The 22691-nt window shown below is 41.4% G+C and carries 23 protein-coding genes; 10 read left to right on the forward strand and 13 right to left on the reverse strand.

Annotation, left to right across the window (positions count from 1 at the left end; all coding sequences use genetic code 11):
- The first annotated feature begins 2 nt into the window (after positions 1-2).
- A complete protein-coding gene (locus C727_RS0110715) occupies positions 3-551 on the forward strand; it encodes a septation protein A (RefSeq protein WP_017445641.1) in 549 nt (182 codons plus the stop codon).
- Positions 551-850 carry a YciI family protein gene (locus C727_RS0110720; RefSeq protein WP_017445642.1) on the forward strand — a complete coding sequence of 100 codons (300 nt, stop codon included), beginning with the start codon at positions 551-553 and terminating at the stop codon, positions 848-850. Before C727_RS0110715 ends, C727_RS0110720 begins: the two co-directional genes overlap by 1 nt.
- Before the next feature lie 108 nt (positions 851-958).
- Here the strand turns inward: C727_RS0110720 and C727_RS0110725 are convergent, their stop codons facing one another.
- Positions 959-1750, reverse strand: a complete 792-nt coding sequence (locus C727_RS0110725; RefSeq protein WP_017445643.1) for a DUF2189 domain-containing protein — start codon at positions 1748-1750, stop codon at positions 959-961.
- A 220-nt stretch (positions 1751-1970) separates the two neighbouring features.
- Between C727_RS0110725 and C727_RS0110730 the strand changes: the two genes are divergently transcribed.
- The 3 genes from C727_RS0110730 to C727_RS18400 are packed head-to-tail and all read left to right on the forward strand — an operon-like array spanning position 1971 to position 4283.
- Positions 1971-3191, forward strand: a complete 1221-nt coding sequence (locus tag C727_RS0110730) for a pyridoxal phosphate-dependent aminotransferase (protein ID WP_017445644.1) — start codon at positions 1971-1973, stop codon at positions 3189-3191.
- The gene (gene yfbR / locus C727_RS0110735; RefSeq protein ID WP_017445645.1) at positions 3188-3784 is read left to right on the forward strand and encodes a 5'-deoxynucleotidase; all 597 of its coding nucleotides are present in this window, start codon (positions 3188-3190) and stop codon (positions 3782-3784) included. The genes C727_RS0110730 and yfbR overlap by 4 nt, the downstream gene beginning before the upstream one ends.
- A gap of 40 nt (positions 3785-3824) precedes the next feature.
- Entirely contained in the window at positions 3825-4283 is a 459-nt protein-coding gene (locus tag C727_RS18400) for a BLUF domain-containing protein (RefSeq protein ID WP_017445646.1), read from the forward strand.
- On the opposite strand, the gene C727_RS0110745 is transcribed toward C727_RS18400, so the two are convergent.
- Genes C727_RS0110745 through prmB form a run of 3 tightly spaced genes read right to left on the reverse strand, consistent with a single transcriptional unit; the run spans position 4233 to position 7444 of the window.
- Positions 4233-5393 carry an MFS transporter gene (locus C727_RS0110745; RefSeq protein WP_017445647.1) on the reverse strand — a complete coding sequence of 387 codons (1161 nt, stop codon included), beginning with the start codon at positions 5391-5393 and terminating at the stop codon, positions 4233-4235. The genes C727_RS18400 and C727_RS0110745 overlap by 51 nt on opposite strands.
- Positions 5394-5396: 3 nt before the next feature.
- Entirely contained in the window at positions 5397-6491 is a 1095-nt protein-coding gene (gene aroC / locus C727_RS0110750; protein ID WP_017445648.1) for a chorismate synthase, read from the reverse strand.
- A 23-nt stretch (positions 6492-6514) separates the two neighbouring features.
- On the reverse strand, positions 6515-7444 hold the full coding sequence (gene prmB, locus C727_RS0110755) for a 50S ribosomal protein L3 N(5)-glutamine methyltransferase (RefSeq protein WP_017445649.1): 930 nt from the start codon (positions 7442-7444) through the stop codon (positions 6515-6517).
- Between the two features lie 61 nt (positions 7445-7505).
- Here prmB and smrB point away from each other — a divergent pair, with 61 nt between their 5' ends.
- The gene (gene smrB, locus C727_RS0110760) at positions 7506-8042 is read left to right on the forward strand and encodes an endonuclease SmrB (RefSeq protein ID WP_017445650.1); all 537 of its coding nucleotides are present in this window, start codon (positions 7506-7508) and stop codon (positions 8040-8042) included.
- Here the strand turns inward: smrB and sixA are convergent.
- Positions 8035-8553, reverse strand: a complete 519-nt coding sequence (sixA, locus tag C727_RS18405; protein WP_017445651.1) for a phosphohistidine phosphatase SixA — start codon at positions 8551-8553, stop codon at positions 8035-8037. The two genes, smrB and sixA, sit on opposite strands and share 8 nt — an antisense overlap.
- 174 nt (positions 8554-8727) lie before the next feature.
- Here sixA and C727_RS0110770 point away from each other — a divergent pair, with 174 nt between their 5' ends.
- Positions 8728-11475, forward strand: coding sequence for an insulinase family protein (locus C727_RS0110770; RefSeq protein ID WP_017445652.1), 2748 nt, complete (start codon positions 8728-8730; stop codon positions 11473-11475).
- Here the strand turns inward: C727_RS0110770 and C727_RS0110775 are convergent.
- The 4 genes from C727_RS0110775 to dnaK form a co-directional block, all read right to left on the reverse strand.
- Positions 11468-11887: a hypothetical protein gene (locus C727_RS0110775; RefSeq protein ID WP_017445653.1), complete on the reverse strand. Its 420-nt coding sequence runs from the start codon at positions 11885-11887 to the stop codon at positions 11468-11470. The genes C727_RS0110770 and C727_RS0110775 overlap by 8 nt on opposite strands.
- Positions 11887-12675, reverse strand: a complete 789-nt coding sequence (locus tag C727_RS0110780; RefSeq protein WP_017445654.1) for a M48 family metallopeptidase — start codon at positions 12673-12675, stop codon at positions 11887-11889. Before C727_RS0110780 ends, C727_RS0110775 begins: the two co-directional genes overlap by 1 nt.
- A 57-nt stretch (positions 12676-12732) precedes the next feature.
- Positions 12733-13869: a molecular chaperone DnaJ gene (dnaJ, locus tag C727_RS0110785; RefSeq protein WP_017445655.1), complete on the reverse strand. Its 1137-nt coding sequence runs from the start codon at positions 13867-13869 to the stop codon at positions 12733-12735.
- A gap of 115 nt (positions 13870-13984) precedes the next feature.
- Positions 13985-15910, reverse strand: coding sequence for a molecular chaperone DnaK (gene dnaK, locus C727_RS0110790; protein ID WP_017445656.1), 1926 nt, complete (start codon positions 15908-15910; stop codon positions 13985-13987).
- 281 nt (positions 15911-16191) lie between these two features.
- Here dnaK and xthA point away from each other — a divergent pair, with 281 nt between their 5' ends.
- The 3 genes from xthA to C727_RS0110805 are packed head-to-tail and all read left to right on the forward strand — an operon-like array spanning position 16192 to position 19388.
- The gene (gene xthA / locus C727_RS0110795) at positions 16192-16998 is read left to right on the forward strand and encodes an exodeoxyribonuclease III (protein ID WP_017445657.1); all 807 of its coding nucleotides are present in this window, start codon (positions 16192-16194) and stop codon (positions 16996-16998) included.
- 8 nt (positions 16999-17006) lie between these two features.
- A complete protein-coding gene (locus C727_RS0110800) occupies positions 17007-17642 on the forward strand; it encodes an energy-coupling factor ABC transporter permease (protein WP_017445658.1) in 636 nt (211 codons plus the stop codon).
- 18 nt (positions 17643-17660) lie between these two features.
- Positions 17661-19388, forward strand: coding sequence for a proline--tRNA ligase (locus C727_RS0110805; RefSeq protein WP_017445659.1), 1728 nt, complete (start codon positions 17661-17663; stop codon positions 19386-19388).
- Positions 19389-19838: 450 nt separating this feature from the next.
- On the opposite strand, the gene tnpC is transcribed toward C727_RS0110805, so the two are convergent.
- From tnpC to C727_RS0110825, 4 genes are all read right to left on the reverse strand, one after another.
- Entirely contained in the window at positions 19839-21353 is a 1515-nt protein-coding gene (tnpC, locus tag C727_RS0110810; protein WP_017445660.1) for an IS66 family transposase, read from the reverse strand.
- A 76-nt stretch (positions 21354-21429) separates the two neighbouring features.
- A complete protein-coding gene (gene tnpB, locus C727_RS0110815) occupies positions 21430-21780 on the reverse strand; it encodes an IS66 family insertion sequence element accessory protein TnpB (RefSeq protein ID WP_017445661.1) in 351 nt (116 codons plus the stop codon).
- The gene (tnpA, locus tag C727_RS18410; protein ID WP_017445662.1) at positions 21777-22094 is read right to left on the reverse strand and encodes an IS66 family insertion sequence element accessory protein TnpA; all 318 of its coding nucleotides are present in this window, start codon (positions 22092-22094) and stop codon (positions 21777-21779) included. Before tnpA ends, tnpB begins: the two co-directional genes overlap by 4 nt.
- Before the next feature lie 27 nt (positions 22095-22121).
- Positions 22122-22682 carry a DUF4410 domain-containing protein gene (locus C727_RS0110825; protein ID WP_017445663.1) on the reverse strand — a complete coding sequence of 187 codons (561 nt, stop codon included), beginning with the start codon at positions 22680-22682 and terminating at the stop codon, positions 22122-22124.
- Between the last annotated feature and the right edge of the window lie 9 nt (positions 22683-22691).

Here is a 22691-nt window from a genome sequence, read left to right on the forward strand (position 1 = left end):
ATATGCAAAATATTTTTGAATATCTGCACATCGGGGTATTTTTTGTCGTTTATAAAATGTACGACATTTATATCGCGACCGCAGCATTAATCGCCACCACAGGTGCGCATTTGATTTATGCCTGTATTCAACAAAGAGGGCTAGCGAAAAAACAGTTAGCCATGTTCTTGATTGTTTTAATTATGGGTGGTTTAACACTCTACTTTAGAGATGATGCGTTTATTAAATGGAAAGTTACCGTGGTAAACGCGGCATTTGCAATCGGTATTTTTATTAGCCAAGCAGTATTTAAAGTATGCCCAATGGAAAGTTTGTTAGGCAAAGAAATACAGCTTCCAAAAACACTTTGGGCAAAAATTTCGTATGCTTGGGCCGGCTTTTTTGCCGCGATTGCAGTATTAAACATATATATTGCGTATGAATTTTCGCAAGATTTTTGGGTCAATTTTAAGCTGTTTGGTATTATGGGGCTTACTTTGGTATTTACCATAGCAACCATTGCTTGTATTTATCCACACTTGCCAAAAGATAATAACGAGGACAAATCTTAATGTGGTATCTAATTTATAGCCAGGATGTTGAAAACAGCTTACCGTTACGTAAAAAAGCTCGAGCTGATCATCTTGCCCGCTTAAATGAGTTAAAAGATCAGGGTCGGTTGTTAGTGGCAGGCCCTAATCCAGCAATTGATAGCGAAGAACCAGGTGATGCGGGGTTTACCGGTTCAACTGTGATTGCTAAATTTGATTCTTTAGAGCAAGCACAAACTTGGGCTGATGCCGATCCTTATATTGCCGCTGGTGTTTACCAAAAAGTTGAAGTTAAACCGTTTAAAATTGCGATTGCTTAACAAGATAACCAGCTATTTGGGTCGTTAAATCAAAAAATAAAAGCCGGTGACATTAACAGTCACCGGTTTTTTATTGAGCTTGTATCTATCTTAAATTTGCTTTGCTGACTAATAATAGTTGCGTTTGCGTTTAGTAGAAATTGTTGCAATATATCCATGCCAAGTCGCAAAAGCCAGCAGCGGCATAATAATTAAAAACGCGATGAACTGGGTCAAAAAGCCAATTACCACAAATCCCAAAATTATCAACGCCCAAAACATCATCACTAATTTATTTGACCACACGGCATTAACACTCGACAAAACAGCTGTCATTAAATCAACCTTACGCTCGACCAAAATCGGTTGAGTAAACGCACTAATTAAAAATACAAACCCCGACATTAATGCACCCACACCGACACCCACCATTAAAAATGGCGCCAAATCCGCTAACTCAACTTCAACATACGGTGGATAAAGGGCGTGAATTAATGATGCGATCCGCAACCAAAAAATCATAATCACGGTAAGCAGCAGCGCAAACCCCCACTCATGGACATTGTTTCTGTGCATGGCTCTAATACTGTGCCAAAGTGACGGTTTGTGTCCTTTTTCAAACTCCCAGCTTACGTCATATAATCCAGCGGCCAAAAAAGGCCCAATGAGCATAAAACACACAATCGCAGGCGCAATCACTAAGTGGTTATCTGTTAACGATACCAAATACATTATTAACATAGGTACCAAGGTAAAAATAATACCGTAAAATAAAGTGACCAGTGGGGCGCGCGTTAAATCAACAAAGCCTAATCTAAGCCACTTTATCGGATCACTGAATTCAAGTTTATTGCAAGGGATAACTCTGCCGAGCTCATTATCGTGCAGAGCATTTTCTTCTTTGCGCATTGTGTGTGCCATTGTCTAATCCTCGTGCTCATGTCTAGTTAGTAAACCGCTTTTATAACTATAGTAAATAGCACACATAAATAAACCTTTTGTTTACATTTTATACATTTTGTTTTAAAACTGCTTTTTTGCAATATCAATCCCGATAAAATTTTGTTTTTTAAGGTAACGACTTAATAGGTCAATTTATTGTAGAATCTAAAAATCTAAATCCCTATTAAGCCTAATAAAAATGAAGCTCATCAAGCAGTCTGATAAATTACAAAATGTCTGTTATGACATCCGTGGCCCTGTATTAAAAGAAGCAAAACGCTTAGAAGAAGATGGCTATCGGGTTTTAAAACTAAACATAGGTAACCCTGCGCCCTTTGGTTTTGAAGCACCAGACGATATTTTAAAAGATGTGATCCGTAATCTACCTACAGCCCAAGGTTATAGTGATTCGAAAGGCATATATTCGGCCCGTGTCGCTGTGATGCAGTATTACCAGCAAAAAGGTCTACGCACCCTAGATGTTGAAGATATCTATATAGGTAACGGGGTCAGCGAACTCATCGTAATGGCAATGCAGGGGCTGTTAAATATAGGTGATGAGGTATTAGTGCCAAGCCCGGATTACCCGCTTTGGACAGCTTCAGTTGCGCTATCCGGTGGAGAGCCTGTCCATTATCGATGTGATGAAGCAAATGATTGGGCACCTGACATTGCTGACATGCGGGCCAAAATTACCGATAAATGTAAAGCCATTGTTTTGATAAACCCCAATAACCCAACCGGTGCCGTGTATTCAAAAGAAACTTTGCAGCAAATTATTGCATTGGCGCGTGAGCACCAATTAATCATTTATAGTGACGAAATTTACGATAAAGTTTTATACACGGATGAGCCACATGTACCGACGGCTACTTTAAGTGATGATGTATTGACTGTGACCTTTTCTGGACTTTCAAAAAATTATCGTATTGCGGGCTTTAGAGCCGGTTGGATGGTTTTATCTGGCGCAAAACATTTGGCGGAAAATTATATCGAAGGTTTAGATATGCTCGCTTCAATGCGACTGTGTGCGAATGTGCCATGCCAGCACGCTATTCAAACTGCACTGGGCGGTTACCAAAGCATTAACGAGCTGATTGCGCCCACAGGTCGTTTGTATGAACAAGCTATGTATGCTTGGCAAAGGGTAAACGCTATTGACGGTTTATCTTGTGTTAAACCTAAAGGGGCTATGTATGTATTCCCTAAAATAGACATCGAAAAGTTTAATATTCAGTCTGACGAGCAATTTATTTTAGATTTTTTACGCCAAGAAAAAATTCTCATGGTGCACGGCAGTGGATTTAACTGGCCCAAACCAGACCATTTTCGAATTGTGACTCTTCCACATTTAGAAGACCTAGAAATGGCCTTCGACCGATTAGAGCGATTTTTAAACAAATACCAGCAAAAATTATGACAAATTCAATGAACAGCCACTTTTTTGCCTATATGGCCCGCATGAAACTGATTAATCGCTGGCCATTAATGCGCAATACCATGACAGAAAATGTGCAAGAGCATAGTTTACAAGTGGCTATGATAGCCCACGCTCTAGGTGTGATCCGCAACGAATATTTTGCTGGCAATTGCCAGCCCGATTCGATCGCTACACTGGCAATATTTCACGACGCGAGTGAAGTATTAACGGGTGACTTACCTAATCCGGTAAAATATTTTAATCCCGATATTGCTAAAGAGTATAAAAAGATCGAAAAAATTGCTGAACAAAAACTAGTTGCCATGTTGCCGGAGCGCTTACAAAAATACTATCAGCCTCTGGTTTGCTCGGATGAACATAATGCCGACGACTATAAACTCGTAAAAGCGGCCGACATCCTAAGTGCCTATTTTAAAACCGTAGAAGAAGTAAATGCCGGCAATGATGAATTTAAGCTTGCCCAACAACGTCTCAGAGAAACCCTCTCTGAATTCGATTGTCCAGAAGCTGAACGATTTTTAGAAATATTTGAAGCTGGATTTAGTTTAAGTTTAGATGCAATCACTAAATAAACAATTAAACCATTTTTAGTTTGCTTTCGTAATTAGCAGTATGAATACATTTTTACCGAACGATGTGATATATCAGATAAACTATTGGAGCAAAGCTAGCCAGCCTATGAGCCGGTTAGCACTAGAGGCGCTCGCCAAAGATGCAGAACAAAACAACCAAAAACACGATATTACCGGTGTTTTATTGTTTGGCGCTGGGATGTTTTTTCAGTGTTTGGAAGGCCCGTCAGATAAGGTGATCCATTTATTTAATAAAATTAAACAGGATCCTCGTCATTATGACATTACTTTAGTTTCACAAGAGTGTCATTCAGAACGCTTTTTTAGCCAATGGTCAATGGGCTTTACCCGTTTGCCTAATCCTTCTGAGAGCGAGCAATTTAAACAAATTGAAAGTTGGCGTAGCCAAACCCTATTAGCAGCCCCAATCGAGGTAAGGCGCTTGTTATTAAGTTATGCAACGCCGACCGAGGGTGTGCTGGCGAGCTGCATACATTAACGCGGCGGCCAGCAAACAGAGTATTGCCGAAAAAAAATAGCTATAGTGAGCAACTTTTTGCCAGATTGCGCCAGTTGCCAAGTTGCCTAATGCCCCACCTAATCCCGTCGACACCGCTAAGTATAACGCCTGCGCTCTACTTTGCTGATCCTTTGGAAAATAATCAAAAATAAATTTTTGAGCACATACATGATACAGGGCAAAACTGAGCGCATGTAGGCTTTGCACCAGCATTAACAACACCAATTGTTCGGCAATAAAAGCAGTTGCAAACCAACGCATACTGGTCATTAACAAACAAAACAGCATAAGCGACAACAGCGAAGCTTTTGACATAATGAAACCGGCTTTAATAAACACCAGGATTTCAACCAAGACCCCGATAGCAATTAAAATGCCTGTCATTTGTCCCGTATAGCCTGACGCTTCCATATATACCGAAAAAAATCCGTAATAACTGGCAAAGCTCGCTTGCAATAAAAATGAGCAAGCAAAAAAGGAAAATACGACAAAAGGCTGTGCGCTCTTAATGAGTGAGCGGTCGGAGATTTTGCTACCAACTTCCGTTGGCTCATCAGGCAATCGAAAACAACAAACAAAAAGCAGCACCAACAAACTCAAAGTCGCAGATTCAAGTGTTTTTACCACACCAAATATTTCAAACAAGCTGCCGGCCAATATCGCCAATAAAATAAATGATAAACTGCCCCACAAGCGTACTCGACTATATTTATGTGAGTCGCCTTGCAAAACAAGATTGCTTAAGGTTTCTAACTGGGGTAATAAAGCGGACCAAAAAAATGCAAAACAGCCAAGGCTCATCGCTAACCAGAGGGCCCCTTCGCTGACAGCAACCCAAGAAAAACAAGCAAGCGCAACTCCGCTGGCTGCGATTATCGCTTTTTTAGGTAAACGGATAAAAGTTTGTGCAGCACCTGCCAGTGGGCCGATAATTCGACCACAGGTCATAACAGCTAGTACAACACCCACTTCAAACGGGGTTAACCCCTGATGGACAAGATATAACCCCAAATAATGTGAAACCACCCCAAGAATTGCAAAATAAGCAAAATAAACTTGGCTGAGACGGCTCGTTAACGCGCTAAACACCCACTAAAAACGCGCAATATCTGGTGTTTCTGTACTCACACCTAAATTTTGTGCTCTGTGGCGTAACAAATGATCCATTAGTGTAATCGCCAGCATTGCCTCAGCTATAGGCACAGCCCGAATACCGACACAAGGATCGTGGCGCCCTTTAGTGACTACTTCAATAGATTCACCTTTTGTATTTATGGTGTCACCTGGAATAGAAATACTTGAGGTAGGTTTAAGCGCTATGCTGGCAACTATATCTTGACCAGTTGAAATCCCACCCAAAATACCACCCGCATTGTTTGATTTAAACCCTTCAGGAGTCATTAAATCTCTATGCTCTGAACCTGTTTGAGTAACAGACTCAAAACCCGCCCCTATCTCAACACCTTTTACTGCATTAATGCTCATTAATGAATGCGCAATTTCGGCATCCAAACGATCAAAAACTGGCTCACCTAAACCGACGGGCACTTTTTCTGCAACCACAGTGACTTTAGCGCCAATTGAGTCCCCAGACTTTTTGAGTGTTCTCATATACTCGTCCAGTTCATCTAACTTATCTTCATCTGGGAAAAAAAACGGATTTAGTGGTACTTGCTCCCAATCGAGTTTAGCGGGTGTTATAGGGCCTAATTGAGATAAATAACCTTTTATTTCTATACCATGGGTTTGTTTAAGATACTTTTTAGCGATCGCACCTGCGGCTACCCGCATCGCAGTTTCACGTGCTGATGATCGGCCACCACCTCGGTAATCACGGATGCCATATTTTTGATGATAAGTATAATCGGCATGGCCTGGGCGAAACATATCTTTAATTTTTGAATAATCTTTGCTTCGCTGATCTGTATTCTCGATGATCATGCCAATTGAAGTACCCGTGGTTCTACCTTCAAACAAACCGGATAAAATTTTAACTTCATCTGCTTCACGACGTTGTGTCGTGTATCTGGACGTGCCGGGTTTACGGCGGTCTAACTCTAATTGAATTTCTTCTGCTGTGATATCAATACCCGGGGGACAGCCATCAACAATACAACCTAACGCTAAACCATGGCTTTCACCAAAGGTTGAAATACTAAAAAGTTTTCCGATTGAGTTTCCTGACATACTAACCTCTGAATCTTATTATTTTATGGTGTTGAAAAGCTGGCTTGATAGCTGATAAGTTCGGCACGAGTGAATGAAAAAACTCCGTGACCGCCATTTTTAAATTCTATCCAGTTAAATTCAACATCGGGAAAATTTGCTTCAATATGAACTTGGCTATTGCCCACTTCTACAATTAACACCCCATCATCTGTTAAATGATCAGCGCCTTGACGCAATATAGTACGTACTATATCCAACCCATCCTCACCGGCTGCCAGTCCCATCTCAGGTTCGTGACGGAACTCATTGGGTAAGTCTTCCATGTCTTCTTGATCAACATAAGGGGGGTTGCTGACGATTAAGTCGTATTTTTGTCCTGAAACGGCACTAAACACATCCGACTGAATCGGAAAAACCCGCTGCCACAAACCATGCTGCTCTACATTAATTTCACAGATGTTTAATGCATCTTGGCTTAAGTCTAACGCATCCACTTCCGCTTCTGGAAACTGATGAGCGCAAGCGATTGCAATACAGCCGCTGCCAGTACATAAGTCTAGAATACGCTGCGGTTGGCTTTCGATATATCCAAAAAACTGACTTTGAATAAGCTCAGCGAGTGGTGATCTGGGCACCAATACTCGCTCGTCCACATAAAAGGGGAAATCACAAAACCAAGCAGTATTGGTAATATAAGCTAACGGCTTTTGCTCGTTAATGCGCTGAATGGCCCAGTCGAAGATGCGTAGTTTTTCTTCTTCAAGCAGTCGAGCGTTATCTACCTGAGCATTTGGTGCCTGATGTAAACCCAATGCTTGATAGACTAAACTATAAGCTTCGTCCCAAGAATTGTCTGTGCCATGACCAAAATAAACCTCTGCATGATTAAAGCTTGACGCTAACCAACGCACCATATCAAAAACAGTTTTAAGTTCGGTAACCACCGAAGATTGCTGAGATTCTTCTAACATTTGAATTTAGTCGGTTATTTAATAGATAATAGCGCCACATTGTACACCAGATTAAAACTAAATGACGGAAAAATCTAAACCAGACAGCGCCGAATCAGAAATTTTTATGCAAGCAATGGCTGGTGTTAAACCGCTAACGCATGACAAAGTGGTTTTAGCTAAAAAAAAGACCAAAAAAGATCCTTATGCCGTCGCTAAAAAAGAGGGTCTGCGTGAGGCTGCCTATTATTTTTCTGACGATTTCAGCCCCTACTTTCCGGCTGGCAAAGCTATCGCTTGGGTGCAGTCTGGTTACCCCACAGATCTCGCTAAGCAACTTAGAAAACGCCTGCACAGCCCAGAAATGGTCTTAGATATGCACGGTATGACTAAAAAAGAAGCCAAATTAGAATTGGCCGAAATGATTAGTCAAGCACGAAAGTTTCATAGTCCTTGCATTTGCATTGTGCACGGCAAAGGCAGTGGTATTTTAAAAGAAAAATGCCCTGCTTGGCTGATGCAACACCCAGACGTCATTGCTATCCATCAGGCCCCTCTCGAATGGGGCGGAGATGGTGCGTTGTTAGCATTACTCAACTTAGGTCAAGATTTTATTTAATTGGTTGCAGCGCGTCGACGGCAGTATCTATTGGCGTGCCTGTCAGTTGCGAAGGCGAAACTATTTCTTGGATATGGCCCTTGTGCTGAAAATCAACAAGCTCTAGGTGGGCTGTTGTACCGGTTGCAAACAAAGGACAAGCCTCCGCAACCAATTCGTCCACTAAAAAACACACCAATGGCAGATGTGATATTACTAAAACATTTTCGAGCCCCTGCGCATAGGCTTGGATAACGTTTACACAATCATCCACATTAGAGTCAGGCTGAAGTTCATTGAGGTATTCAAAGCGCTGTGCCCGGATGCCGGCTGCAGCGAGCATATGCCAAGTTTGAATCGCTCGGGTATATGGGCTAATTAACACTAAATCGAATAGCTTGCATTGATTAGCAATCCAGAGTCCTATCTTATTACACTCATGTTTTCCATTATCTGTCAGATTTCGAGTTTTATCAGCTAACGGATTAGGTTCAGCTTCACCATGGCGAACAATATATAGATGTGTAGACATGCTGGCTTATCAGTCTCTTTATGTTATTCTCAAATTGGTTGCGAAAATATACATCTTAAGTAATATATTCCGCTGGCATATTCATAGCGTAGGATAAAATAAAACAGTTGGATGCAAAAATATAGTAAATTTTGCAATTTGTGAACGATCGCTCAATCAAGCTAAGGATTTTCTGTGATTATTACCAGTCAGCATGATGCGCAAACCTATTCTCCGATAACACTTGAGAATGGTTTGGAGGCGCTCATTGTTGCAAATGGCGCCAGTAAAAAATTTGCAGTGGCTTTAACTATTGCCACAGGCCACTTTCAAGATCCCCCAGAGTTTCCTGGTCTATCTCATTTATTAGAACATTGTCTGTTGCAAGGCAGTCAAGACTACCCTGCCGATACATTTAATTTTACCGAGCAATTAGAAGAGTTTTCGGGCCGCGTGAACGCAACGACAAGCAGCGAATTTACTAACTTTTATTTTGACTGCAATATTCAATATGCCAAACCTGTGTTGGCACAATTTAGTCGCTTTTTTGTCTGCCCAGAATTCAGAACAGACATAGTACGTCGTGAGGTCAATGTTTTAGAGTCTGAATTTAAATCAAAAATTCAGGACGAAATTAGACGTTTAAACGATGTTCATAAAGAAAATAGCAATCCGGCGCATCCTTTTAGTCAATTCAGTGCTGGTAACTTTGCCAGCTTAATGGCTCTGGGTGAAGATGCCCTGTTTAATGCTTTAGAGCAACACTTTAAAAACCATATCACCGCGCAAAAAATAAAACTTGTGATCGTCAGCCCTTGGCCCGCCGAAAAGGTTAAGCCCCTTATAATTAGACATTTTAGCGACATTCCAAAACAAAAAAATACGATACCGGCTAAATCAGCCCCCCTATATCGTATGCAAGATTTAGGTTTGCAATTTGACATTCAACCGATCAGAGCCATCAAACGAGCAATCTATACTTTTGCAGTGCCCAGTGAAGGGAATAACTATCAAAATAAAAGCATCGAGTATCTATTAACGCTATTTGGCGATGAAGGCCCAGGCAGCTTATATCAGACACTCGTCAGACAAGATTTGTGCAGCACTCTTACTGCGGCGTGTGGCCAAGACGATGGATATACGTTAGATTTTAACTTAAGCTTGCAATTAACAGACAATGGCTTGCAGAATATTAACCAAGTGCACCATATTTTATTCAGTTATATTCATTGGTTAAAAAATCAAAGTTTTGACACCGCACTGTATCAAGACAAAAAACAACTGAACGAAACTGAATTTTATCATCTTGAACCTGGCAAACCCATTGAGTGGGCGAGCATGTTGGCGACCAATATGCAGCTTTATCCAGTGCAAGACTGGTTATATGGCCCTTACCGAATGGATCAGATGTCGCCTGAATGGCTAAACAATGCATTAGAGCATCTATCGCCGCATAAACTTAGACTTACCTTATTATCACCAAATTTTAAATTTGATCATATTAGTCGCTATTATCAAACGCCTTATGCTAAAAGGGACTTTAAATACGTAATTAGTGAAATAGCCCCAAATGTTTTTGACTTTCGTCTGCCACAAAAAAATCCATATATCACTGCGCTGACCAAAGATAACCTGATCGCAGTCGAAACCCGCCAGCCAGATAAAATTATTGACGAGGATGGCTGCCTAATTTGGTTCAAGCAAGAAACTGGTTTTCGAAGCCCGTTAGGCCAAATATATGTATCGGTTGATTTACCCAATAGTCAAGGCAACATCCGCCGCCACGCGATGTTACGCCTGTTTATTGAAATTTTAATGGATGAATTGCTAACTAAAAGTTATCACGCACGTGCAGCCGGTTTAAATTTCACCTTGTCACCTCACCAGGGTGGGTTGACTTTTCAGTTCTCTGGATATGCCCAAAACCAACACTTATTAGTGAGCGAAATATTAAGTCAGCTCTGTGTTCGACACCTATCTGAAAGCGTTTTTAACAATCACAAACAAAAGGTCATTAATAGCTTTTTAGATCAGAAGCATATCCGTCCGGCCAACGCCCTTTTCCGCCAACTGTCTAATATGTTGCAGAATAACCAGTATGACCATTCGGCATTAGCATATGAGCTAACCGAACTATCGATCGGTGAATTTGCTGAATACAGTGTGCACTTATTTGAACGAATCAACTTAGAAGCACTGATTTGTGGTTATTGGGATATGACTCAAGCACTAGAAATTGCAAATAGCATTAAACACAAATTTTTTAGTCGGGCCCGCCCGTGTGCCGAACTAAAACGCGCTGTGTATGCAATAGATCTTGGCTGCCATGCAGAAAATTACCAATACCCACACGATGACAATGCAGTGGTTGCTTATTTTCAAGCGCCTGAAAACAGCGAACACTTTACCGCTTTGTATATGTTATTTAACCAAGTACTAAGCCCGTTAGTTTTTAATGCCTTACGCAAACAAGAACAGCTTGGTTATTTAGTGGGAAGCTCTTATTTTCCACTAAACCAAACCCCAGGACTTATTGTGTATGTTCAATCAAACTCGCATGACAATAAGACTATCCGGCAAAATATCCATGGTTTGTTAGCCTATTTTCCTCAATATTTAACACAGATGACTGATGATATCTGGTATCGCGTGAAAAAAGGTCTGATTCACCAGCTACAAGAGCCAAATAGCACGCTGCAAAGCAGTGCCTTGCAACATTGGATGGCAATAGGGTTAAAAGATACTCAATTTCGCCGCACTTTAAGGATTATAGAGCGAATTAATCAGCTTTCATTGGCTGATTTTATCAGCGCAGCAGAGACCGTATTTTTGCCAAATTCAGACGACTACCAATGCCTGGAATTAAGCTGTGAAGCAGAAAAAGGCCTACCCTGTTTTGAAAAAAGTAAAAACGATTACCAGAAAGATAGAAACATCATTTAAGAGCTGAAGTGCTGGTGTACCTGTAATACATCAGCACTTTTTGCTGATTATCAAACTGAATCGCCAAATACTGATATTCTGAGTCATTTAAGTCATAACTTAACAAATAATAATACGCTTTAGCTTGATGAGCATCTGGCTGGCCTAACAAACGCTCCACTTCGATCGCGGGCATACCTGCCGCTAAATGGTTTTTCAAAACCGATAGATACATTGTTTGGCGCGGGTTTGCCATCGAATAATCGCCCGCGCCGCGCGACCAAATCATTGGATTAAATCCATAACTTTTAGTCGCATCAATTTGCCCACTAGTCGGCCTTAGATAGTCGAACCACAACCAGAAGATAAGCAGTGCTAGGCTACCGATCGTCCAAGTTGCAATACGAATGGTTTTATACAACTTTTTTGACATTAACGGCTACAATTAGGTCGTTGATAAAGCGCTTTCACGCCTTCTTGTTTATATTTTTCAATGTGATTGGCCAGGTTTTCAATTCGAGTTTCAGGCGCTGGGTGAGTTGACAGTATTTCCATCGGTCGATCGCCACCCAATTTATTCATATTACGCCAAAGCTGCATTGAGGCTTCTGGTTTAAAACCGGCTTCCATTAAATATTTAAGACCAATTACATCAGCTTCTGATTCGTGCGTTCGGCTATAAGGTAATAGCACTCCGTATTGAGCTCCTAACCCCATCACAGCCATAGTGGCCGCTTGATATTCTGATCCTTGGGTGGCCACTTGTCCAATTTGCAATGCAGCTTGTGCAAGTGAGTTTTGCGACACGCGCTCAGCGCCATGGTGGGCAATTACGTGACCAACCTCGTGTCCCATAATCGCAGCTAACTGATCTTGGTTTTCGGCAACGTTCAGGATAGCTGTGTAAACTCCAATTTTACGGCCTGGCAAAGCGAACGCGTTGACCTGCTCGCTGTCAAATACAACCACTTCCCAATCCGATTTCCATTCATCAGGTAGCACTTTAATGATCTGATCTGCAACGCACGACACGTACGCATTAAGTTTAGGATCCTTTGATATTTTTTCTTCTTGTTTGATTGCCGAAAAACTCTGCAAACCCATTTCAGCCATTTGTTCATCACCATACAAGAGTATTTGATTCCGCCCTGTTGGGGATTTTGCACAACTGGCTAACAAGCCAACGACTAACATAGCACTACATAATGTTTTATTAATCATTTTAAGATCCTTCATTCAAAAAAAAGCCACCGTTTGGTGGCTTTATTTTAGCTTAGACTAACTGGTTAAGTCGTCAAAGAATTTTTTAACACCGTCAAAAAATCCGCTTTCTTTTGGCCGATGGCGAGCCGCACCACCTTTCATTTCGCTTTCTAGCGATTCTAATAATTCTTTTTGTTTATCTGTTAAGTTAACAGGTGTTTCTACGATGACTTTACACAATAAATCACCAACAGCGCCACTACGAACCGACTTCACCCCTTTGCCGCGCATTCTAAACATACGTCCTGTTTGTGTTTCTGATGGAATTTTTAATTTAACTTTACCATCTAAGGTTGGCACTTCAATTTCACCACCTAGCGCGGCTGTGGTAAACCCGATTGGCACTTCGCAATATAAATTATTGCCATCACGGTCAAAAATTGCATGCTCTTTTACGTGAACTTGCACATAAAGATCACCAGACGCTGCTCCGTTCGGTCCCGCTTCACCTTCCCCGGCTAACCGAATGCGATCACCTGTATCAACACCGGCCGGGATTTTAACAGATAGGGTTTTGCTTTTTTGTACCCGGCCTTGACCAGAACAATGGTTACAAGGGTCGCTAATAATAGTGCCTTGACCATGACAGGTTGGACAGGTTTGCTGAACAGCAAAAAAACCTTGGCGCATTTGCACCTGACCATGCCCCCCACAAGTGCTACAAGTTTGTGGTTTACTGCCTGGTTTAGCGCCGCTACCATCACACGGCTGACATGTGACCCAAGTCGGCACTTGAATTTCGACATCTTTACCGCGTACAGCATCTTCCAGCGAGAGTTCTAAATTATATCTTAAGTCAGAACCACGCTGGGCACGTTGACGACGACCTCCGCCTCCGCCACCGCCAAAAATGTCACCAAATACATCTCCAAAGATATCAGAAAAATCTTGTGCACCAGCGCCACCGTGTCCACCGCCCATTTGCGGATCAACCCCAGCGTGGCCATACTGGTCGTATCTGGCTTTCATTTGTGAATCACTTAGCACTTCGTAAGCTTCACTGATCTCTCGGAACTTTTCTTCCAAAGATTTATCACCTTTAGCTCGGTCAGGGTGATATTTCATTGCCAGACGCTTGTAGGCTTTTTTGATATCTCTTTCACTGGCACCACGCTCGAGGCCCAGTACTTCATAATAATCGCGTTTCGACATATATCTCGCTCGGTCAGGTTACGACTTAACGTACAAACGGGTGCCAGGCACCCGTTTAATGAATGATGTTAGGTGCTGGTCAATACCAGCGCCCTAAGACTGCCCAAAAAATTGATTATTTTTTGTCGTCTTTAACTTCTTCGAACTCAGCGTCAACTACGTCGTCTGCCGCTTGTTCTGCAGTGCTAGCTTGCTCAGCACCTGCTTGACCTGCATCCGCTTGTGCTTTTGCTTGGGCAATTTCAACTAATTTGGCAGACGCTTGAATCAATGCTTGTGATTTAGCATCAATTTCTTCTTTGTCTGAGCCTTTAATCGCAGTTTCTAAATCAGCAATTGCTTTTTCAATTGTTTCTTTGTCGTCTGCTGGTAAATCACCACCGGCTTCTTCAACTTGTTTTTTAGTTGAATGTACTAAACCATCAGCTTGGTTACGCGCCTGCACTAACTCTTCAAACTTTTTGTCAGAATCTGCGTTTGCTTCGGCTTCACGTACCATTTTTTCGATTTCTTCGTCTGTCAAACCAGAAGAGGCTTTAATAGTAATCTTCTGTTCTTTACCTGTATCTTTATCTTTTGCAGATACGTGTAAAATACCATCCGCATCCAAATCAAAAGTAACTTCGATTTGTGGAACACCACGAGGCGCCGGACGAATACCTTCTAAATTAAACTGACCTAACGACTTGTTCGCTGACGCCTGCTTACGCTCACCCTGAAGCACATGAACAGTTACCGCAGCTTGGTTGTCATCGGCTGTTGAGAATGTTTGCGACTTTTTGGTAGGGATTGTCGTATTTTTCTCAATCAGAGCAGTCATAACACCACCCATGGTTTCAATACCCAGTGATAATGGGGTAACGTCAAGTAATAATACGTCGGTTACGTCACCAGATAACACACCACCTTGAACAGCCGCACCCACAGCAACCGCTTCATCTGGGTTTACGTCACGACGTGGCGCTTTACCGAAGAATTCTTCAACGGCTTTTTGCACCATAGGCATACGAGTTTGACCACCCACTAAGATAACGTCGTTAACGTCGCTAACGGATAAATCTGCATCAGCCAATGCTTGTTTAACTGGCGCCAATGAATTTTTAACTAGCTCTTCAACCAGCGACTCTAATTTAGAACGAGTGACTTTGATGTTTAAGTGCTTAGGACCTGATGCATCGGCAGTGATGTAAGGTAAGTTAACTTCAGTTTGTTGAGAAGAAGATAACTCAATTTTAGCTTTTTCTGCTGCTTCTTTTAAGCGTTGCATGGCTAATGGATCTTTTTTCAGGTCAAAACCTGAATCAGATTTAAACTGGTCGACTAAGTAGTTAATTAAACGGTTATCAAAGTCTTCACCACCTAAGTGAGTATCACCATTGGTCGCTAATACTTCAAAAGTATGCTCGCCATCTACTTCGTCAATTTCGATGATTGAAATATCAAAAGTACCACCACCTAAGTCGTATACTGCGATAACATTGTCACCGCCTTTTTTGTCCATACCGTACGCTAATGCAGCGGCCGTTGGCTCGTTAATAATTCGCTTAACTTCTAAACCAGCGATACGACCCGCATCTTTAGTCGCTTGACGTTGTGCATCGTTAAAATATGCAGGTACAGTAATAACCGCTTCTGTAACTGTTTCACCTAAATAGTCTTCTGCTGTTTTTTTCATTTTTTTCAAAATTTCAGCAGATACTTGAGGAGGCGCCATTTTTTCGCCTTTAACTTCTACCCAAGCGTCACCATTGTCTGCACCAACAATTTTGTAAGGCATGATATCAACATCACGCTGTACTTCTTTGTCGGTAAAACGACGACCAATTAAACGTTTAATAGCAAACAAAGTGTTAGCAGGGTTTGTAACCGCTTGGCGCTTAGCTGGTGAACCAACTAAAGTTTCGCCGTCCTCTGTGTACGCAATGATTGATGGGGTTGTGCGATCCCCTTCTGCATTTTCAATAACTTTTGCACTGTCGCCGTCTAATACAGCAACACATGAATTCGTAGTACCTAAATCAATACCGATGATTTTGCCCATTTGGAAAATCTCCGCAAATTAAAAAATTGAAACAAAAAACCTGCTTTTTTAATGTGGTCTTTATTCGCTATTTCAATAGCTACATTAAAAAAAACTCGTCGCTGGACCCTTTCGTATTCAACAGCGTTGTCCTGTATGTAGGGCTGCTTTTATGCTTTTCAAGAAAAATTTTTAAATAAATTGAACTTTTTAATAAATACTTAGCTTTGCTGGGTTTGCGTATTGGCAGACAAATCCTTAAACTTGCGCTCATCTATCGCAACTTGCCAATACTTATTTATATGAAAATTGTCTCTTTTAATATTAACGGCCTGCGTGCCCGTCTTCACCAATTGCAAGCGCTTATTGAAAAACATCAACCCGATGTGATTGGTTTGCAAGAAATCAAAGTACATGATGATGCGTTTCCATTAGAAGCCATTAATGAAATGGGCTACCATGTTGAGTTTCATGGCCAAAAAGCACACTATGGTGTCGCATTAATGTCTAAAAAAGCCCCTATCTATATTCAAAAAGGCTATAAAACCGATCCTGAAGATGCGCAGCGCCGCATGATAATAGGCACCTACGAAGATCATAATGGACAGCCTGTCACTGTATTTAATGCTTACTTTCCACAAGGTGAAAACCGAGATCATCCAGTTAAATTTCCCGCTAAAGAAAAGTTCTATCAAGATTTAATGACTGAATTGGAAAGCCACTACAGCCCACAAGACTCTATTGCCATTATTGGTGATATGAACATCTCGCATACAGACTTAGATATTGGCATTGGTGAGCAAAACGCAAAACGCTGGTTACGAACTGGTAAGTGCTCGTTTTTACCGGAAGAACGTGATTGGTTGAACAAACTGCTCGATTGGGGGTTAACTGACACCTATCGTCAACTTAGTCCAAATACAGATGATAAATATAGCTGGTTTGACTATCGTTCAAAAGGATTTAACGACAACCGAGGTTTACGAATAGACTTAATCTTAGCAACTCCACCTTTGGCTGAACGCGTCAGTGAAAGTGATATTGATTATGAACTTAGAGGGATAGAAAAACCCTCTGATCACGCGCCAATTTGGACGCAATTTAAATAGGTTTACAAATGGTTTTAGTGAGCATATTAATAGCGGCTGGGCTCTTGTATTTAAGTTTTGACAAAAAAGAGCTTAGCTTGCTTTTATATGACAAAAGTCGCCAGCATTTAATGTTTGGTTTTAGTGCTTTTCTTACCTTTTTATGGTCAATTCAAACCAGCATTCATGATGGTTTATATGTTCACTTTTTGGGGCTCACTGCCTGCACTTTATTTTTAGGCCCTAGATTAGCGATTTTTAGTGGCCTTTTAGCCTTGCTTATTAACTCGGCTTTAGGGCAATATGCATGGTCTGAACTTGGAGTGCATTTTATTTGTGGCGTGTGTATCCCTGTTTTAAGCAGCTACTTAGTGTACGTGCTTAGCTTTTACCGCTTACCGAGACATTTTTTGGTTTATGTTTTTGTATGTGGGTTTTTAGCTGGTGCACTCTCAATCGGCTGCAAAATGCTCTCGTTATCACTGTATTTTAGTACGCTTGGCCCTTACGATTGGTCAACCGTATATGACAACTATTTGATATTATTTGTATTATTAGCTTTTCCAGAAGCGCTGTTAAATGGCATGGCAACCACTTTAGGCATTGTTTATAAACCTACTTGGGTTCGCACCTTTTACGACAGCCAATATCTGGACGATAAATAATTTAGGAAAATCAATCCAATGCGGACAACAGAATATTTACTTTCTACGTTAAAAGAAACGCCATCAGATGCCGAAATTATCAGCCACCAGTTGATGTTACGTGCTGGCATGATCCGGAAATTAGCTTCGGGTTTGTACACCTGGCTTCCGAGCGGGCTTAAAGTATTGCGTAAAGTAGAAACGATAGTACGTGAAGAAATGAATAAAGCAGGTGCTATTGAAGTGTTAATGCCGGTTGTTCAACCTGCTGATTTATGGGAAGAGTCAGGACGTTGGGATAAATTTGGGCCTGAACTTCTACGTATTAAAGACCGTCACGAACGCCCTTTTTTATTAGGCCCTACCCACGAAGAAGTGATCACCGAATTAGTCCGCAAAGAAATTAGTAGCTACAAACAACTGCCAATTAATTTGTACCAAGTGCAAACAAAGTTCCGTGACGAAGTTCGCCCAAGATTTGGTGTGATGCGTGCGCGCGAGTTTTTAATGAAAGACGCCTATTCATTTCACTTATCAGATGAGTGTTTAGAAAAAACCTATCAAAAAATGCATCAAGCTTACTGTAATATTTTTGATCGCTTAGGTTTAGACTATCGTCCAGTATTAGCCGATACAGGCTCTATTGGTGGCAGCACCTCGCACGAATTTCACGTGCTAGCAGACAGTGGTGAAGATGCAATTGTATTTAGCGATCAAAGCGATTATGCGGCAAATATTGAAAAAGCCGAAGCGTTAGCCCCAAGCGAAACTCGTCCAGAGCCAACGGCTGAGCTAACAAAATTTGCCACACCCAACGCCAAAACTATCGCCGATTTAGCTGAGCAGTACCAAGTTGCTCCCAACAACAGTGTTAAAACACTGATTGTAAAAGGTGTTGAAGACGAAAATGGTAAACAAGGGTTAGTGGCATTAATTGTACGCGGCGACCATGAATTAAACGAAGTTAAAGCGGAAAAAATTGATCTAGTGGCCGAGCCATTAGAAATGGCCAGCGACGAAGATATTTTTAAAACCATAGGTGCACACCCTGGCTCGCTTGGCCCAGTTAGTTTATCGATCCCTGTGTATGTTGATCGCAGTGCTGCAGTATTAGCTGATTTTGTGGCTGGTGCAAATGAAGACGGCCAGCACTACTCAGGCATCAACTGGGATCGTGATGTTACAAACTACCAAGTGGTTGATATTAGAAATGTAGTTGAAGGCGACCCTAGCCCATGTGGCAACGGAAAGCTGATCATAAAACGCGGTATAGAAGTGGGCCATATTTTCCAATTAGGCACCAAATACAGCGAAGCCATGAAAGCCGGTGTATTGACTGAATCAGGCAAACACGAAACGCTAACCATGGGATGTTATGGCGTTGGTGTATCACGCATTGTTGCCGCAGCAATCGAACAAAACCACGATAAATTCGGCATTAAATGGCCAGCGGCTATCGCGCCATTTGAGCTGGTTATTTTGCCTATGAACATGCACAAATCGCATCGCATTCCTGACGTTGCCAACAAATTATATGAAAGTGCCAAAGCGGCCGGCATAGATGTATTGTTTGATGATCGTAAAGAGCGCCCTGGTGTTATGTTTAACGACATGGAATTAATTGGAGTACCAAACGTGATTGTGATTGGTGAGCGTAATCTGGACGAAGGGTTAGTTGAGTTTAAAAACCGCCAAACCGGAGAAAAAATCAGCTTAGCCATTGATGAAGCAATTGAGTTTGTTAAACAGCAACTTGAAAGCAAGTAAATGGTTCTATACAACAAAGCTCGCCGTTTTAATGGCGGGTTTTGTTGTGGTTTGCAGATAGTGCTTAATGAATTCGAAAGGTCGTCCAAAATCCCCCATGACCAAACCGCGACAAAGTGCCCCAACCTGCTTCTCTGACCATTTATGCTCCGTAGACACGTTAGAGCTAAGCATGAAATAACCGACACATACAATCCATCTGAATATCGTCTATAGGTAAACTTTCCGCGCTCCCGATAGTATCTTGATAATCCATAGGTAAGTGTGGCTCAAATGGTGAGATTTACGACTCCGCGCAGCGGCTTAGTTCAACGCCCGCTCAAGGGGCAAAAATACGTAGGCTACAATACCGAGCGAAGCGAAGAAAGCCTAGGTGTTTTTGTCCCTAGCGAGCGCAGAGAGCTTATGCGTTTGTTAGCTCTTCTTTGGTAACCGTCGGCTAAACCACACCTAGCTTTTGATATTCCAAGGTAGTAAATCATGGATTTGGCAATCCGGTTTGCAGATTTGGGTTAAACAGTAGCTAATATAATCGTAAGGTATTAATCCGTTGGCCTTTGCTGTTTCAATCATACTGTAGAGAATGGCGCTAGCGTTGGCACCACTTTTTGTTTGGCTAAACAGCCAATTTTTGCGACCAACCACAAAGGGTTTAATTGCCCGTTCAGCTCGATTATTATCAATGGATAAATGCCCATCATCAATATACCGAATTAATTTCTCCCATTGATTTAAACTGTAGTTTAGTGCTTCACCTAATTTGGATTTTGGTAAAGTATTGAGTAATGACTTTTCCAGCCAAGCTTTATATTGCTCGAGTAGTGGCACCGACTCTTTTTGCCTGATAGCCTGTTTTTCGTCTGCTGTTTTATCTTTGATTTTGGTTTCAACCCGATACAGCTTTTGGATATGGTTCAGTGCCCAATTCGCTTTACCGGTTTTGCCTTTGGGCTGAGCTTTTTCTGCTTCAATGAACTTACGTCTGGCATGCGCCCAGCAACCCGCTAATGTCGCTTTCGTTTGTTCGTAACCTTGATAGCCATCCACTTGTAAGTAACCAGTATAATCTTGCAAGAAATTAACCGGACAACTGCCACCGCGACTGGCTTGATATTCATATAAAACAATATTTCTCAATGGGTTATTTACAATAGGCGTATCTGTGCCTGTGCAATAAAGCCACATATAGGATTTTAGTTTGTCATCACTCACCACATTAACTGTGGTTTCGTCGGCCTGAATCACGCTTTGCTCAAGTAAGATTTGATGCAATTTGTCATACAGCGGTTTAAATAAACTGGCACATTTTATTATCCAATCAGACATGGTTTGCCGACTGATTTCTATACCATGTTGTTTAAACATGGTTTCTTGCCGGTAAAGTGGTAGTGCATATTGATATTTACTGGTAATGACTTGGCTTAATAGACTCGGTGTGGCAATGCCCTTAGGAATTGGGCTCGCTGGCATCGGGGCTTGTTTAATTTTGACTTGCGCAGCGTGATTTTCACAAGCTCGGCAGCTGTATTTTGGCCGAACATGTTCAATGACTTTGATTTGCGCTGGAATAAACTCGAGCTTTTCCGATTTATCTTCGCCCATTTTATGTAGTTTGCCACCGCAACAGTCACAGCTTTTATCTTCAATGTCGTGAACAATCACTTCGCGTGGTAAATCAGCAGGTAGTTGAGTTCGTTTGGCTTTTTTACGGGTATAAGTGACGGTTTGAGTTTCTGATTCTAAAGCGTTTTCTAACTCTGCAACCTCTTCTGCTTCGTTAAATAAGTCGCCTTGCGCAGGGTGGCCTTCAGCCGATTGGCCGAATTGTTTTTGTTGCGCTAATTTGAATTGTTCTTCTAAATACGTATTTCGAGCTTTTGCTTTTTCAAGCGCTTCTTGCTGCTCAAGTAACTTGCTTTCAAGCGCTTGGATACGTTTTTGTTGTTGAATTTCTAGCTCAGTCATAAGGTTATTTTACCTAGTAACTGTCTGTTTATCTGCATAATATTCAGATTAAAAGCTGATCAGGTATGATCTAAAGTTATAAGCTCAAGCTTGCTAAATTCAGAGTTTTATGACCGACAATATCAAAGCCATCGAGCAGCCAGTTTAGTTGCTGCTCAGATAAAACGAGTTGATTTTCATGCTCAGCATTGGGCCATTTGAACTTGTCTTTTTCTAATTTTTTGTACCAAAGTGCAAAGCCGGTGTTATCCCAGTAAAGGATTTTAAGTTTATCTTTACCTTTGTTGCAGAAGATAAATAAAGCACCACTCATAACATTCAGTGCCATTTCAGCAACGACTATATTGGCAAGGCCATTAATGGATTTTCGAAAATCAACGACTGGACGGTGCAGGTAAATTGCACCGGGTTCAACAAACATCTTCATGTGTTAACAGCCTGCATCAACTGACCGAGCCATTGTGCGTTAATATTTTCAGGCAGGTGCAATTGAGCTTCACCCATGGTTAGAATCAGCATATCTCCGGAAGGTCGCTGAACCTCTGTTGCCAGCGTGGTGACTTGAACAAAAGCAGATTCATGCTGATGATTTAATAAACCATCCCGCTTAAAATCACTGCGTCTGGCATAAAAGTTTTGAACATTAATCCGGTGCTGACGGGCAAATTCAGCAACGGATAAGTCACTATTTTGTTGTGCCTGAATCAGTTCAAACCATTGTTCACGAGTACGTCGTGGCATATCTAATCTCCAAAATAAATTGAGCGATTAGATTAGTTGGATTGTAAACTGATTAAAATGTGTAGTTTGCCGGACGCTTACCTTCTTTGTGCTTGTATTGACCATGCTAACTATTTCTTTAGACATTGCTTCTAACTGTCTTGAGGTCGTTGCGCCAAAGATACCTTCTTTAAATTGTGAGCGAGTATCTAATTGGGACTCACTTACTATTTGGTTAGTGGCAAGGTCTATAAGTTTTATGCTTAACTTTAATTCTGCATCTCCAACCATTACACCTGCCATAAAACGACCAAAACCTGAAACATAACGAAAATGTTCCACAATTATTTCCACTAAAATATCAGCCTGATCAGGTGCACCGTTAGGTATTAAGTTACCTTTGTATTCAACCGCAATTAATTTATTAAGTTCATCTATACTTTTCGATAAATCCTTGCTTTTGGTGATTGTTCCAGAGATGGCTATATCTAACGTTATACTATTAGGCATAGTGCCTTGCTGAATGTTTGACGTTTTGACCGATTGCTTAACATTTGCAGCACACCCAATAATAAGGCACACAAAAATTATACAAATAAAATTTTTCATTGAACTCTA

The organism is Gayadomonas joobiniege G7 (genome assembly GCF_000300815.1).
Lineage (GTDB): Bacteria > Pseudomonadota > Gammaproteobacteria > Enterobacterales > Alteromonadaceae > Catenovulum > Catenovulum joobiniege.

Bases quoted from the DNA above. Each gene is read 5' to 3' on its own strand.
- C727_RS0110715 (WP_017445641.1), top strand. From the start codon at position 3: ATGCAAAATATTTTTGAATATCTGCACATCGGGGTATTTTTTGTCGTT.
- C727_RS0110720 (WP_017445642.1), top strand. From the start codon at position 551: ATGTGGTATCTAATTTATAGCCAGGATGTTGAAAACAGCTTACCGTTA.
- C727_RS0110725 (WP_017445643.1), bottom strand. From the start codon at position 1,750: ATGGCACACACAATGCGCAAAGAAGAAAATGCTCTGCACGATAATGAG.
- C727_RS0110730 (WP_017445644.1), top strand. From the start codon at position 1,971: ATGAAGCTCATCAAGCAGTCTGATAAATTACAAAATGTCTGTTATGAC.
- yfbR (WP_017445645.1), top strand. From the start codon at position 3,188: ATGACAAATTCAATGAACAGCCACTTTTTTGCCTATATGGCCCGCATG.
- C727_RS18400 (WP_017445646.1), top strand. From the start codon at position 3,825: ATGAATACATTTTTACCGAACGATGTGATATATCAGATAAACTATTGG.
- aroC (WP_017445648.1), bottom strand. From the start codon at position 6,491: ATGTCAGGAAACTCAATCGGAAAACTTTTTAGTATTTCAACCTTTGGT.
- prmB (WP_017445649.1), bottom strand. From the start codon at position 7,444: ATGTTAGAAGAATCTCAGCAATCTTCGGTGGTTACCGAACTTAAAACT.
- smrB (WP_017445650.1), top strand. From the start codon at position 7,506: ATGACGGAAAAATCTAAACCAGACAGCGCCGAATCAGAAATTTTTATG.
- sixA (WP_017445651.1), bottom strand. From the start codon at position 8,553: ATGTCTACACATCTATATATTGTTCGCCATGGTGAAGCTGAACCTAAT.
- C727_RS0110775 (WP_017445653.1), bottom strand. From the start codon at position 11,887: ATGTCAAAAAAGTTGTATAAAACCATTCGTATTGCAACTTGGACGATC.
- C727_RS0110780 (WP_017445654.1), bottom strand. From the start codon at position 12,675: ATGATTAATAAAACATTATGTAGTGCTATGTTAGTCGTTGGCTTGTTA.
- dnaJ (WP_017445655.1), bottom strand. From the start codon at position 13,869: ATGTCGAAACGCGATTATTATGAAGTACTGGGCCTCGAGCGTGGTGCC.
- dnaK (WP_017445656.1), bottom strand. From the start codon at position 15,910: ATGGGCAAAATCATCGGTATTGATTTAGGTACTACGAATTCATGTGTT.
- xthA (WP_017445657.1), top strand. From the start codon at position 16,192: ATGAAAATTGTCTCTTTTAATATTAACGGCCTGCGTGCCCGTCTTCAC.
- C727_RS0110800 (WP_017445658.1), top strand. From the start codon at position 17,007: ATGGTTTTAGTGAGCATATTAATAGCGGCTGGGCTCTTGTATTTAAGT.
- C727_RS0110805 (WP_017445659.1), top strand. From the start codon at position 17,661: ATGCGGACAACAGAATATTTACTTTCTACGTTAAAAGAAACGCCATCA.
- tnpC (WP_017445660.1), bottom strand. From the start codon at position 21,353: ATGACTGAGCTAGAAATTCAACAACAAAAACGTATCCAAGCGCTTGAA.
- tnpB (WP_017445661.1), bottom strand. From the start codon at position 21,780: ATGAAGATGTTTGTTGAACCCGGTGCAATTTACCTGCACCGTCCAGTC.
- tnpA (WP_017445662.1), bottom strand. From the start codon at position 22,094: ATGCCACGACGTACTCGTGAACAATGGTTTGAACTGATTCAGGCACAA.
- C727_RS0110825 (WP_017445663.1), bottom strand. From the start codon at position 22,682: ATGAAAAATTTTATTTGTATAATTTTTGTGTGCCTTATTATTGGGTGT.